The following is a 14058-nucleotide window of genomic DNA, read 5'->3' as shown; positions in this document are numbered from 1 at the left end:
TCACTCTTTCTCCATGTTCAGCGGGAAATGACAGGCATAGAGATGATTTTTCGCCCCCGTCAAACGTGGCGTCACAATGCATTCTCGTTGTGCATACGGGCAACGCGGCCCCAGACGACACCCAATCGGTAACTGTTCCAGCAGTGGGATAGCGCCGGGCAGCGTATTGAGGCGACTTTTATGCGGCATCGCGCTGCCGAAGTCTGGTATCGCGCGGATCAGCGCCTGGGTATAAGGATGATGTGGCATCGTCACCAACTCCTTACTTGGCGCGGTTTCCACAGTTTGACCGCAGTAAAGCACGTTAATTTTATCCGCCCATTGGCTAAGCATTTGTAAGTCATGGCTGATAAGCAAAATAGTGGTATTGCTGTTTTGGTTGAGACGCGTCAGGAGGCGAAAGATTTGCGCCTGGGTTGTTGGCTCCATTGAGTTTGTCGGTTCGTCAGCAATCAGCAGACGCGGTTGATTCGCCAGTGCAATGGCTATCATCACTTTCTGACATTCGCCTTCGGTCAACTCATAGGGAAAACTGCGCATCGCATCTTTGTGATCTTTAATCCCCACGCGGTGCAGCAGTTCAATGGCACGGCGTTTGCGCCAGCCAAAACGCTGCCACCAACGGCCTTTATAGGTCCAGGCTGGGATGTTTTGCATCAACTGGCGACCCACTCGTTCTGAAGGATCAAGACACGACTGCGGTTCCTGGAAAATCATCGACACGTTGTGACCAACCAGCTTGCGCCGTTCGCGTGCGGAGAGACGCAGCAAATCGATATCATCAAAACGCATACGATCAGCTGTAACACGCCAGTTATCTTTATTCACCCCACAAATTGCTTTCGCAATCAAACTTTTGCCGGAACCGGATTCGCCAACAAGACCGCGGATTTCACCTTCGGTTAAGGTCATACTTACGCGGTCGACGGCTTTAACCCACTCATCACCGGTTTTAAATTCAATGGTCAGGTTACGAATATCGAGTAATGGCATTATTCCACCCCCGCAATAATTGCACGACGGACACCGTCGCCAAGGAGGTTAACCAACAGCACGCTAATCATAATTGCCGCACCTGGCAGCATGACAGTCCACGGGGCGACATAAATCAGTTCCAGCGCATCACCGAGCATCGCTCCCCATTCAGGCGAGGGGAGTTGTGCGCCGAGATCGAGAAAGCCCAGCGCGGCGATATCGAGAATTGCCATCGACAGTGCGCGGGTGATCTCGGTGACCAGCCCGGCGGTGATGTTTGGCATCACAGCAAACCAGAGAATATTCAGCGTTGATGCGCCATCCAGACGGGCAGCGATAACGTACTCTTTTTCCAGTTCGTCATGCACCATGCTGTAAATCGAACGTACCATACGAGGCAGCAGCGCCAGCCAGACGGCAAACATGGCGTGAGACAAACTCGGTCCGGCAAACGCTACAACGATAATTGCCAGCAGTAGGGAAGGGATCGCCAGTAAGGTATCCAGAATATGGTTAAGCACCGCTGAGCGTAGGCCGTGCGTCGCGCCGGCGAAGGTGCCCAGTATCAGGCCGCAGATCGTCGCGGCAAGCGTCACCACAAATGCGCCGCCTACGGTTGGCGCAGCTCCGCTCAGTAAACGGCTTAAAACATCGCGTCCCAGGTCGTCAGTCCCAAGGAAGAAAGAAACTTCGCCATAGCGCGACCATGACGGCGGCAATAATTGATAACCGAGAAATTGCTGATCGATGCCGTAAGGCGCAAACCAGCCGCCAAAAATACACAGTACAGCCAGCCCCGCGCAGCCGTACAGGCCGACCATCGCAGAGGCGTCACTATAAAATTTGCGCCAGGCGGTACGCAGCGTGCCCGGCGGGCGCTTTTCGCTGTATACGCTATCGTAAGGCATACCATTCCTTATGTTTCAGAGGGTTAGCCATGGCACCCAAAATATCAGAAATCACGTTAACAATAATGACCAGTGAGCCACACACCATCACTCCGGCGGAAATGGCTGCGTAATCCTGCTGGCGGATGGCGTTAATTAACCAGCGCCCTAAACCCGGCCAGCTAAAAACCATTTCGGTGATCATCGCCAGCGTCAGCATGGTAGAAAACTGTAAGCCCAGGCGAGGAATAACCGGAGGTAACGCGTTATGCAGAACGTGGCGACGCAAGATAGTAAAGCGCGACAAACCGCGGGTCGCCGCTGCTTTAACATAGTTCTGGTCATACACTTCGATAGTGCTGATACGCATCAGTCGGATCACTTCAGTTGTTGGCGCAACCGACAGGGTGATCACGGGCAATATCATATGGCGGATTGCGCTCATGACCATTTCATCCCGCCATGGTGAGTCCGAAAGCCAGGCATCAATCAACGCAAAATCGGTAATCGGTTTCACTTCGTAGAGCAGATCGAAACGCCCTGAAACGGGCAACCAACCTAGCGTGAGTGAACAAAACAGCGTCAACAGAAGCGCCAGCCAGAACACCGGGATTGAAAAGCCCAGTAAGGCGATGGCGTTGATCAAGTTATCCTGCCACTTATGGCGCGTAATCCCGGCAATCATCCCCACGGGGATGCCAACAATCAGCGCAAAACCGAAGGCGAGGATGCACAGTTCCATCGTCGCCGGGAAGACCTCTTTTAACTGTTCGGCAATCGGTTGACCGTTAATGCTGGAAACACCAAAATCCCAGTGGATCAGGCCATTAAACCAGAACACCCAGGCATTCCACAGTGACGCGCCTTGTAACGGCGCGTGTGGAGTGAAATAGCTCAAGCTGAAGCCAACGAAGGTCAGCAGGAACAAGGTGACAATCAATAACAAAATGCGGCGTAAGGTGAAGATAATCATGGTTTTTTCACCTCATCCGGTTTCTCGCGATACACCCCAGCAAAGGAGGCGTTACCAAACGGACTAAGTACCAGACCTTTGATATCATACCGATAGGCCTGCAAGCGCAATGACGACGCCAGCGGCAGAATGGGTAATTCCTGCGCCAGAATACTCTGCGCTTCGTCATAGGCTTCAATACGCGCCGCCAGCTGCTGCGAGGAGAGCGCCTTACGCAACACGCTGTCGAATTTCGGATCGCACCAGTGGGCGAGGTTGGTCTGCGAATGAATTGCCGCGCAGCTCAGTAACGGACGGAAGAAACTGTCCGGGTCGTTACTGTCAGTCGCCCAACCGGATAACGTCAGATCATGGCTCATATCCATCAACCGCGCCTCCTGAAAGCGACCTTCTACCGGCACAATCACCACTTTTACGCCAACCTGTGCCATATCCGCCTGAATCAATTCGGCAGTTTTCAGTGGACTGGGGTTCCACGCCTGCGAACGTGTTGGTACCCACAGTTTCAGCGTTAAGTTTTCCAGCCCCAACGCCTTCAACTGTTCGCGCGATTTCGCCGGATTATATTCAGTAATTTTAGCCTCGTTGTCATAGGCCCACGAGGCGCGCGGTAAAATAGAGGCTGCCGTTTCAGCCGTACCATAATAGATGGATTGCATCAGACGCTGGTTATTAATCGCCAGTGCCAGCGCATGGCGGACAGCGGGATTATTTAGCGGCGGTTTGGCGGTGTTGAATGCCAGATAGGCGACGTTCATCCCAGGACGCAGCGTTAAACGCAAGCGTGGGTCGTCACGCAAAATGGATAGCTGACTGGCAGCAGGCCAGGCCAGAACGTCGCACTCCCCGGTCAGGAGTTTCGACAGACGTCCGGTACCGCCAGAGCCTAAATCCACCACCACTTGTGGCATCAACGGCTTACCACGCCAGAAATCATCATGACGTTGTAAGCGAATATATTGCCCGGCGCGGTATTCCGACAACTGATACGGTCCAGTGCCGACCGGCTGACGGTCGAGTTGTTCCTGACGATCTTCTTTCTCTAACTTCCGGGCATATTCTGCCGACATGACCGATGCATAATGGGTCGCCAGGTGCCACAAAAAAGAAGCATCCGGCTGGGCGAGTCGGAACTCAACCGTATGATTATCCAGTTTGCGGACGCTTTTCACGTTATCGGCAAATTGCAGGCTGTCGAAGTAGGGGAAGTTGCTGCCGTTGACGTTATGCCACGGGTTGTTGCGGTCAAAAATTCGCTGGAAGGTAAACACCACATCGTCGGCATTCATTTTACGAGTGGGAGTAAACCAGTCGGTTTTTTGAAACGGAACATCGCGACGCAGGTGGAAGCGATAGGTCGCGCCGTTGTCGAGAACTTCCCAGCTTTCGGCAAGTTCCGGCATCAGGCGATAGGTATAGGGATCGACATCCAGCAGTCGATCATAAAACTGGGCGGCAAGGGTATCGACAATTAACCCACTGCTCGCTTTGGATGGGTTAAAGGTGTTGACTTGCCCGCTGACGCAATAGACAAAACCGCTATCGCGGATATCAGCATGCGGGGGGGATTCAGGCGCGGCGATTGCCTGACCACTCACAAGTCCAGCAATCACCAAAAGAGACGATAATACCTGGCGCATAATATTAATGGATTTTATGTAAAGAGGCTATCTTACTAATATTTAATGACATTTGCCATTACCGTTTGTGTTCAGGGGTCGTAATGAGGGCCGTGTGGTTGGTCGTTGAACAGGTGACGTCGCCATCTGTTCAACATTCGTACCCGTGATTTCTCTATAACTATAACTCACAGAACAACTTAGCGAGGAGCAGAGCGGTACGATCGTGAGAAACCCATTAAAGCACGCTGCAGTGCGCGTCATTGTTAGCCGGATGCGGCGTGAACGCTTTATCCGGGCAACGATACTGACCGAGCGTCTGCAATGAAATAATTACTCATTACCCCATTGATTCAAAAACTCTGCGATCTCATCAATGCGTACGGGATTAATCCCCGCTTCAGCAGCCATTTCATGTTGGGCTTCTTCGCTGATCTCTTCATTGTTCATCAAACGGGTGAGCAGTAACTGGAAGTAGAGGGCCAGCGGTGTGCGTTCAGCGTCTGCGACAGGCTCTGCGCATTCGGTCGCGTACTCATCGGCAATATCAAAATATTTTAGCGGGATATCGTGGTTCATTATTTCCCCCTGGGGTTAATGCGCTAAGCATAAGGGCGGATGATAGCACTCGTGATCCGGGTCATACATCTTTTTATAGTTAATGGCGCGGTGCATTACCCTCAGGCAGGATAATGCGCCGCGCATCCGACTATTACGTTTCGCTCACCGGCGCTCTGTCACCATCATACAACGGCACTTTGCGATAGCGGCGGATCAGATACCACAAATATGCGCCGCCTAACGAAGCCCATACCAGACCGAGTGTCAGTGACGTTGACTCGAGATTAACCCACAGCACACCCACCGTCAGCGCGCCAACCAGCGGCATCAGCAAATAGTGGAAGTGATCCTTCCAGCTTTTATTCATTCCTTTACGCCGCCAGAAATGATTAAACACCGACAGATTTACGAAGGTAAATGCCACCAGAGCACCGAAGTTAATCAATGCTGTCGCGGTGACTAAATCAAAGAACAGCGCTGACAACGCGACAATCCCGACCATAATGACGTTCAGTGCCGGAGTCCGCCATTTCGGGTGCACATAGCCAAACACGCGCTCCGGAAACACATTGTCACGCCCCATCACATACAGCAGACGCGACACGCTGGCGTGCGACGCCAGGCCAGACGCTAACGTGTTCACAAACGTGGTACAGAGGAAAATCGACTGGAAGAGCTTGCCGCCGACGTATAGCGCAATTTCAGGCAGTGCGGCGTCCGGGTCTTTAAAGCGGCTGATATCGGGAAAGAACAGCTGCATAAAGAACGACGCAGCGATAAAGATAACGCCGCCGTATACCGCCGTCAGGAAGATGGCTTTCGGGATCACGCGTGCGGCGTCCGGCGTCTCTTCCGAAAGCGTGGTCACCGCATCGAAACCGAGGAAGGAGAAACAGACAATCGTCGCCCCGGTAATAATCGGGATCAGGTGCGCGTTCTCGCTGATAAACGGCTGAAGTGACCAGACGGTGCCAACGCCTTCTCCTTTATGCAGTCCCTGAACCACCAGGAAGATAAACACCACCATGATGGAGATTTGCACCAGTACAAACAGGGTATTGAAGTTAGCGACCAGGTTGACGCTCTTCAGATTCGCGGCGGTTAAAATGGCGACGAAGGTTACCACCCACACCCACGGCGGCACTTCCGGGAAGAGGGCGGAGAGATAGATTTTCGCCAACAAAACGTTGATCATTGGCAAAAAGAGATAATCCAGCAGTGATGACCAGCCGACCATAAATCCGACGTGCGGGTTAATCGACTTTTGCGCGTAGGTATAGGCCGAACCGGCCTCCGGAAACTGGCGAACCAGTTTGCCGTAGCTGATAGCGGTAAACAGCACGCCCGCCAGCGCCAGCAAATAGGACGCCGGAACGTGACCGTCGCTAATGCCGGAGACAATACCAAAAGTATCAAATACGGTCATCGGCGTGAGATAGGCCAGACCCATCATCACCACCTGCCACAATTTCAGTGATTTTCGCAGACGGGTTTTGCCAGATTGCGCAGCAATAGTCAGTGGTGAATTAATAGCCATAGTTGCTGCCTCCCCTGCGTAATAAGGTTTGCGGTCGTGTCGACCTGAAATCAAACCTGTTTAGCAAGGGAAGCAAAGGGGGCGGAGTCCAGTCAGTCGCAGGAGGGGCGCATACGCAGCCTCCCTCGCCATGCGGGGATTTAATCATCGGCATCATCTCATTTCCTCGTCACAGTCTTAATCGTTAACGGAAGCCCGTTGCCGCCTGCGCTCCATAACGCGACATCCGGGAAATGTCTGGATTACCAGCAAATGTCAGGCCTGGCTCCGCTCAGGCCGATGAAACAACCCCGCAAGGGGTATTACGCGTTTTTCAACATCCACTCAATTTCTGTTTCTGTGATGAGGCGCTCAAACTGCAACAGCTCATCATTTTTACAGGCGTGATAGACATGGCAGAAGCGTTCGCCTAAATAGCGGCGCAGGTGATCATTCTCGATAAACTCACCCAGGGCATCGCTCTGGCGAATCGGGAAGGGTAAGCCTTCCTGTTCCAGCCCGTTGCCTTCGACTTCTTCCTGTAATGGCAGTTCGTTATCAAGGCCATGCAAAATACCGGCAAAAATCGCCGCCATCACCAGATACGGGTTGGCATCGGCACCCGCCACGCGATATTCCACGCGGTGATTATGGCGATCGCCGCAGGGAATACGCAGGGCGACGGTGCGGTTGTTATGGCCCCACGACGCCTGCGTCGGCACATACATTCCCGGCTGGAAGCGGCGATACGAGTTCACGTTTGGTGCCAGCAACGCCATTGATGACGGCATCAGGTCAATCATCCCGGCGAGCATCTTTTTCAGCAGCGGCGAATCTTCGCCTTCCGCGTCAGAAAGCACGTTCTCGCCACGGTTATTTTGCATACTGATATGGATATGCATCCCGCTGCCCGCGTGCTCTTCATACGGCTTCGCCATAAAAGTGGCGTGCATCTTATGCTTTTCTGCCATCAGACGCACCAGGCGTTTTAGTGCCAGCGCATCATCGCAAGCTTCCAGCACGTTATCGGTATGGTAAAGATTGATTTCAAACTGACCTGGCGAGGCCTCGGCGACCGCGCCATCTGCCGGAATCAGCTGTAACTGCGCCAGCTCATCAATATCATTGAGCACGTCGGCGAAGTGGTTGAGGTTATCAACGGAGTAAACCTGGCTTTGTGTATTGCGGTCATCGGTGCCGGGCGCGCAGGGCGGTTGCAGATACCCTTCAGCGTCGCGCTGGCGATCCAGTAAATAGAACTCCAGCTCTACCGCTACGACCGGGAACAATCCGCGCTGGCGCAGCTGCTGCCACAGGCGGTTAAGAACGTTCCGCGGCTCAACGTCAAAGGGAGCGCCATCTTCATCGACCATGGTCAGGAGCATCTGACCTATAAACTCTGGATCGGCGGCAGAAGGGGTTAAGGAACCGAGAACAGGAACACAGGTACGATCCGGCTCGCCCATTTCCTGACCCAGGCCCGCTTCTTCTACTACATTACCCAGAATATCCATTGCAAATACCGAGGCCGGGAAATAACACCCTTTCTCGAGCTTCTTAAGGCTTGAAACAGGAATACGTTTTCCACGGAAGCAACCATTCAAATCGGTAAGTAAAACATCAACATATTGTGTATTCGGGTAGCGCTCCAGGTAGCGTTTCACTTCCTGCGTAAAGGCGCTACCCCGCCTCTCTTCTGACTGCTGAACAAAGTTCTCTACTTCAACGATATTGGTTTCCATGATTCTTCGCCTTTGGTTTGTTTTCCGCTCGTTATCAAAGCGTAAAATATAATGACCACCATTCGAATCTGTATGCAAACTAAATGTTTGTCAAATGTTAAATTGAGTTTGCAAAAATGAAAACCCACTGCTAGATTGAAAAAATATTGAACATAAAGGTCATTTAAAGCGCAGTAATGGCGATAATTTAGTCCACTTTGTGAGATTGAGCATGGAAAATATAATGAACAATCCGGTTATCGGTGTCGTAATGTGCAGGAACAGGCTTAAGGGTCATGCGACCCAGACTCTGCAAGAAAAGTACCTGAATGCCATCATCCACGCAGGCGGCTTGCCAATTGCGCTGCCACATGCGCTGGCGGAACCGTCATTACTTGAACAACTTTTGCCGAAACTCGATGGTATTTATCTTCCTGGTAGTCCCAGCAATGTGCAGCCGCACCTATATGGTGAAAACGGCGATGAGCCTGACGCCGATCCCGGGCGTGATCTTCTGAGCATGGCGTTAATTAATGCCGCACTCGAAAGGCGCATCCCCATTTTCGCCATCTGCCGGGGTTTACAGGAACTGGTGGTGGCAACCGGTGGTTCGTTGCATCGCAAGCTGTGCGAACAGCCTGAATTGCTGGAACATCGGGAAGATCCCGAACTGCCGGTGGAGCAGCAATATGCGCCGTCGCATGAAGTTCTGGTTGAAGAGGGGGGATTACTGTCTGCGTTGTTACCTGAATGTAGCAACTTTTGGGTAAACTCTCTGCATGGACAAGGGGCGAAGGTCGTTAGCCCACGGTTGCGTGTTGAAGCTCGCTCGCCGGATGGCTTAGTTGAGGCGGTTAGCGTCATCAATCATCCTTTTGCGCTGGGCGTACAGTGGCACCCGGAATGGAACAGTAGCGAGTACGCGCTTTCGCGTATATTGTTCGAGGGCTTTATCACCGCTTGTCAGCACCATATCGCTGAAAAACAGCGACTCTGACCACTACAGTTTAAGGAAATGCAAATATGAGTGATGAGGGACTGGCGCCAGGAAAACGCTTGTCGGAAATCCGCCAGCAGCAGGGGCTTTCACAACGTCGTGCCGCCGAACTCTCCGGGCTGACTCACAGTGCTATCAGTACGATAGAACAAGATAAAGTCAGCCCTGCCATCAGTACGCTGCAAAAGCTGCTGAAGGTGTATGGTCTGTCACTCTCGGAATTCTTTTCCGAGCCGGAAAAACCTGATGAGCCGCAGGTCGTCATTAATCAGGACGACTTAATTGAGATGGGCAGTCAGGGTGTGTCAATGAAGCTGGTTCATAACGGTAACCCGAATCGCACGCTGGCGATGATCTTTGAAACTTACCAGCCGGGCACAACCACTGGGGAAAGAATTAAGCATCAGGGTGAGGAAATAGGCACTGTACTGGAAGGTGAAATTGTTCTGACGATTAATGGTCAGGATTACCACCTCGTCGCGGGGCAAAGTTATGCCATTAATACCGGCATCCCGCACAGTTTCAGTAATACGTCGGCAGGTATTTGCCGAATTATCAGCGCCCATACGCCCACCACGTTTTAATCTTTTTGTTCTGTAAGCCGGGTAAGCGCAATGCGCCCGGCAATCTATAAAGAATGTCGCCAGAAATAAACGGGCATACGGCCCGGGGATCTCTGCGCCCTGACGTTCACAAACTGCATATATCTGATAGACGTGAAACAGGAGTCATAATGAATTTTCATCATCTGGCTTACTGGCAGGATAAAGCGTTAAGTCTCGCCATTGAAACCCGCTTATTTATTAACGGTGAATATACTGCTGCGGCGGAAAATGAAACTTTTGAAACCGTTGATCCGGTCACCCAGGCACCGCTGGCGAAAATTGCCCGCGGCAAGAGCGTCGATATCGACCGTGCGGTGAGCGCAGCACGCGGCGTATTTGAACGCGGCGACTGGTCACTCTCTTCTCCGGCTAAACGTAAAGCGGTACTGAATAAACTCGCCGATTTTATGGAAGCCAACGCCGAAGAGCTGGCGCTGCTGGAAACGCTCGACACCGGCAAACCGATTCGTCACAGCCTGCGTGATGATATTCCCGGCGCGGCGCGCGCCATTCGCTGGTACACCGAGGCTATCGACAAAGTGTATGGCGAAGTGGCGACCACCAGTAGCCATGAGCTGGCGATGATCGTGCGTGAACCGGTCGGCGTGATTGCCGCCATCGTGCCGTGGAACTTCCCGCTGCTGCTGACTTGCTGGAAACTCGGCCCGGCGCTGGCGGCGGGAAACAGCGTGATCCTAAAACCGTCTGAAAAATCACCGCTCAGTGCGATTCGTCTCGCCGGGCTGGCGAAAGAAGCAGGTCTGCCGGATGGCGTGTTGAACGTGGTGACGGGTTTTGGTCATGAAGCGGGGCAGGCGCTGTCGCGTCATAACGATATCGATGCCATCGCCTTTACCGGTTCGACCCGTACCGGGAAACAGCTGCTGAAAGATGCAGGCGACAGCAACATGAAACGCGTCTGGCTGGAAGCGGGCGGCAAAAGCGCCAACATCGTTTTCGCTGACTGTCCGGATTTGCAAAAAGCGGCGAGCGCGACCGCAGCAGGCATCTTCTACAACCAGGGGCAGGTGTGTATCGCCGGAACGCGCCTGTTGCTGGAAGAGAGCATCGCCGATGAATTCTTAGACCTGTTAAAACAGCAGGCGCAAAACTGGCAGCCGGGCCATCCACTTGATCCCGCAACCACCATGGGCACCTTAATCGACTGCGCCCACGCCGACTCGGTCCATAGCTTTATTCGTGAAGGCGAAAGCAAAGGGCAACTGCTGCTGGATGGCCGTAACGCCGAGCTGGCTGCCGCCATCGGCCCGACGATCTTTGTGGATGTAGACCCGAATGCGTCCTTAAGCCGCGAAGAGATTTTCGGTCCAGTGCTGGTGGTCACGCGTTTCACATCAGAAGAACAGGCGCTACAGCTTGCTAACGACAGCCAGTACGGACTTGGCGCGGCAGTATGGACGCGCGACCTCTCCCGCGCGCACCGCATGAGCCGTCGCCTGAAAGCCGGTTCCGTCTTTGTCAATAACTACAACGACGGCGATATGACCGTGCCGTTTGGCGGCTATAAGCAGAGCGGCAATGGTCGCGACAAATCCCTGCACGCCCTTGAAAAATTCACCGAACTGAAAACTATCTGGATAAGCCTGGAGGCCTGAAATGACCGAACATACCAGCAGTTATTACGCCGCCAGTGCGAATAAATACGCACCATTCGACACGCTGAATGAGTCGATTTCCTGCGATGTTTGCGTGGTCGGCGGCGGCTATACCGGGCTTTCCTCCGCGCTGCATCTGGCGGAAGCGGGCTTTGACGTGGTGGTTCTTGAAGCCTCACGCATCGGCTTCGGCGCAAGCGGACGCAACGGCGGGCAGCTTGTGAACTCCTACAGCCGCGACATCGACGTCATTGAAAAAAGCTACGGCATGGACACCGCCCGTATGCTCGGCAGCATGATGTTCGAAGGCGGCGAGATCATCCGCGAACGTATCAAACGTTATCAGATTGATTGCGACTACCGCCCCGGCGGCCTGTTTGTGGCGATGAATGATAAACAGCTCGCGACTCTGGAAGAGCAGAAAGAGAACTGGGAACGCTACGGCAATAAACAGCTGGAGCTGCTGGACGCCAACGCTATTCGCCGCGAGGTCGCCAGCGATCGCTACACTGGTGCGCTTCTGGATCACAGCGGTGGGCATATTCACCCGCTAAACCTCGCCATTGGTGAAGCCGATGCCATCCGCCTGAACGGAGGGCGCGTGTATGAGCTTTCCGCCGTGACGCAGATCCAGCACACCACGCCAGCCGTGGTGCGGACTGCCAATGGTCAGGTGACGGCGAAGTATGTGATTGTCGCCGGGAATGCGTATCTGGGCGATAAAGTAGAGCCGGAACTGGCGAAACGCAGCATGCCGTGCGGCACGCAGGTGATCACCACTGAACGGCTGTCGGAAGATTTAGCCCGTTCGCTGATCCCGAAAAACTACTGTGTGGAAGACTGTAACTATCTGCTTGATTACTACCGTCTTACCGCCGATAACCGCCTGCTGTACGGCGGCGGTGTGGTCTACGGCGCGCGCGACCCGGATGACGTTGAGCGCCTTGTGGTGCCGAAACTGCTGAAAACCTTCCCGCAGCTGAAGGGCGTGAAAATTGATTACCGCTGGACGGGCAACTTCCTGCTGACCTTGTCGCGCATGCCGCAGTTCGGTCGCCTTGATACCAACATCTATTACATGCAGGGTTACAGCGGCCACGGCGTCACCTGTACCCATCTTGCCGGGCGTTTGATTGCTGAACTGCTGCGCGGTGACGCCGAACGCTTCGACGCCTTCGCCAATCTGCCGCATTACCCGTTCCCCGGCGGGCGCACGCTGCGCGTTCCGTTTACCGCGATGGGCGCGGCTTATTACAGCCTGCGCGATCGTCTGGGCGTTTAATTTCCGATTAACAGTGAAGAGTCAAAAGGTGTGAAACATGAGCAACAATGAATTCCATCAGCGTCGTCTTTCTGCTACCCCACGCGGGGTTGGCGTGATGTGTAACTTCTTCGCCCAGTCGGCAGAAAACGCTACGCTGAAGGATGTAGAGGGCAACGAATATATCGATTTCGCCGCAGGCATTGCGGTGCTGAATACCGGGCATCGCCACCCTGATCTGGTCGCGGCGGTGGAGCAGCAATTGCAACAGTTTACCCACACGGCGTATCAGATTGTGCCGTACGAAAGCTACGTCACGCTGGCGGAGAAAATTAACGCCCTTGCCCCGGTGAGCGGGCAGGCTAAAACTGCGTTCTTCACCACCGGTGCGGAAGCGGTTGAGAACGCGGTGAAAATCGCCCGCGCCCATACCGGACGCCCTGGCGTGATTGCGTTTAGCGGCGGCTTCCACGGTCGTACATATATGACTATGGCGCTGACCGGAAAGGTCGCGCCGTACAAAATCGGCTTCGGCCCGTTCCCCGGTTCGGTATATCACGTACCTTATCCGTCAGATTTACACGGCATTTCAACGCAGGACTCCCTCGACGCCATCGAACGCTTGTTTAAATCGGACATTGAAGCGAAGCAGGTGGCGGCGATTATTTTCGAACCGGTGCAGGGCGAAGGCGGTTTCAACGTTGCACCAAAAGAGCTGGTTGCCGCCATTCGCCGCCTGTGCGACGATCACGGCATTGTGATGATTGCCGATGAAGTGCAAAGCGGCTTTGCGCGTACCGGTAAACTGTTTGCCATGGATCACTACGCCGATAAGCCGGATTTAATGACGATGGCGAAAAGCCTCGCGGGCGGGATGCCGCTTTCGGGCGTGGTCGGTAATGCCAACATTATGGACGCACCCGCGCCGGGCGGGCTTGGTGGTACCTACGCCGGGAACCCGCTGGCGGTGGCTGCCGCGCACGCGGTGCTCAACATTATCGACAAAGAATCACTCTGCGAACGCGCGAATCAACTGGGCCAGCGTCTGACAAACACGCTGATTGATGCCAAAGAAAGCGTTCCGTCCATCGCGGCGGTACGCGGTCTGGGGTCTATGATTGCGGCAGAGTTTAACGATCCGCAAACGGGCGAGCCGTCAGCGGCGATTGCACAGAAAATCCAGCAACGCGCGCTGGCGCAGGGGCTGCTTCTGCTGACCTGTGGCGCATACGGCAACGTGATTCGTTTCCTGTATCCGCTGACCATCCCGGATGCGCAATTCGATGCGGCAATGAAAATATTGCAGGATGCGCTGAACGATTAATAG

Annotated in this window: 13 protein-coding genes; 5 read left to right on the top strand and 8 right to left on the bottom strand. The window is 53.8% G+C overall.

Features of this window, described 5'->3' with window-relative positions; translation table 11 throughout:
- The 8 genes from sapD to puuA form a co-directional block, all read right to left on the bottom strand.
- The gene (gene sapD / locus ACJHYD_RS14675) at window positions 1–993 is read right to left on the bottom strand and encodes a peptide ABC transporter ATP-binding protein SapD (RefSeq protein ID WP_001128858.1); all 993 of its coding nucleotides are present in this window, start codon (window positions 991–993) and stop codon (window positions 1–3) included.
- Window positions 993–1883: a peptide ABC transporter permease SapC gene (gene sapC, locus ACJHYD_RS14670; RefSeq protein WP_001146161.1), complete on the bottom strand. Its 891-nt coding sequence runs from the start codon at window positions 1881–1883 to the stop codon at window positions 993–995. The genes sapD and sapC overlap by 1 nt, the downstream gene beginning before the upstream one ends.
- Complete coding sequence (gene sapB, locus ACJHYD_RS14665) at window positions 1870–2835, bottom strand: putrescine export ABC transporter permease SapB (protein ID WP_001551023.1); 966 nt, start codon at window positions 2833–2835, stop codon at window positions 1870–1872. Before sapB ends, sapC begins: the two co-directional genes overlap by 14 nt.
- A complete protein-coding gene (gene sapA / locus ACJHYD_RS14660) occupies window positions 2832–4475 on the bottom strand; it encodes an ABC transporter substrate-binding protein SapA (RefSeq protein WP_001551024.1) in 1644 nt (547 codons plus the stop codon). The genes sapB and sapA overlap by 4 nt, the downstream gene beginning before the upstream one ends.
- A gap of 312 nt (window positions 4476–4787) precedes the next feature.
- The gene (locus tag ACJHYD_RS14655) at window positions 4788–5033 is read right to left on the bottom strand and encodes a YmjA family protein (RefSeq protein ID WP_001015102.1); all 246 of its coding nucleotides are present in this window, start codon (window positions 5031–5033) and stop codon (window positions 4788–4790) included.
- A 133-nt stretch (window positions 5034–5166) separates the two neighbouring features.
- A complete protein-coding gene (puuP, locus tag ACJHYD_RS14650; protein ID WP_001308624.1) occupies window positions 5167–6552 on the bottom strand; it encodes a putrescine/proton symporter PuuP in 1386 nt (461 codons plus the stop codon).
- Window positions 6542–6706: a protein YmjE gene (locus ACJHYD_RS14645; protein WP_120795382.1), complete on the bottom strand. Its 165-nt coding sequence runs from the start codon at window positions 6704–6706 to the stop codon at window positions 6542–6544. The genes puuP and ACJHYD_RS14645 overlap by 11 nt, the downstream gene beginning before the upstream one ends.
- A 148-nt stretch (window positions 6707–6854) precedes the next feature.
- Window positions 6855–8273, bottom strand: a complete 1419-nt coding sequence (puuA, locus tag ACJHYD_RS14640) for a glutamate-putrescine ligase (RefSeq protein WP_001296746.1) — start codon at window positions 8271–8273, stop codon at window positions 6855–6857.
- 211 nt (window positions 8274–8484) lie between these two features.
- Here puuA and puuD point away from each other — a divergent pair, with 211 nt between their 5' ends.
- The 5 genes from puuD to puuE all read left to right on the top strand — a co-directional run bounded on the left by puuD (window position 8485) and on the right by puuE (window position 14055).
- The gene (puuD, locus tag ACJHYD_RS14635) at window positions 8485–9249 is read left to right on the top strand and encodes a gamma-glutamyl-gamma-aminobutyrate hydrolase (protein WP_001308626.1); all 765 of its coding nucleotides are present in this window, start codon (window positions 8485–8487) and stop codon (window positions 9247–9249) included.
- Between the two features lie 26 nt (window positions 9250–9275).
- Entirely contained in the window at window positions 9276–9833 is a 558-nt protein-coding gene (puuR, locus tag ACJHYD_RS14630) for an HTH-type transcriptional regulator PuuR (RefSeq protein ID WP_001278727.1), read from the top strand.
- 149 nt (window positions 9834–9982) lie between these two features.
- Window positions 9983–11470 (top strand): aldehyde dehydrogenase PuuC, encoded by a 1488-nt coding sequence (gene puuC / locus ACJHYD_RS14625; RefSeq protein ID WP_001551025.1) that lies wholly within the window; start codon window positions 9983–9985, stop codon window positions 11468–11470.
- A 1-nt stretch (window position 11471) separates the two neighbouring features.
- Window positions 11472–12752 (top strand): gamma-glutamylputrescine oxidase, encoded by a 1281-nt coding sequence (gene puuB / locus ACJHYD_RS14620; protein ID WP_000134848.1) that lies wholly within the window; start codon window positions 11472–11474, stop codon window positions 12750–12752.
- Window positions 12753–12789: 37 nt separating this feature from the next.
- The gene (puuE, locus tag ACJHYD_RS14615; RefSeq protein WP_001551026.1) at window positions 12790–14055 is read left to right on the top strand and encodes a 4-aminobutyrate transaminase; all 1266 of its coding nucleotides are present in this window, start codon (window positions 12790–12792) and stop codon (window positions 14053–14055) included.
- The last annotated feature ends 3 nt before the right edge of the window (window positions 14056–14058 follow it).

The sequence above is a fragment of the Escherichia sp. WS1368 genome (genome assembly GCF_046487485.1).
Lineage (GTDB): Bacteria > Pseudomonadota > Gammaproteobacteria > Enterobacterales > Enterobacteriaceae > Escherichia > Escherichia coli.
The sequence above is the reverse complement of the archived record's forward strand: the minus strand, read 5'-3'. Positions and strand labels throughout refer to the sequence as shown.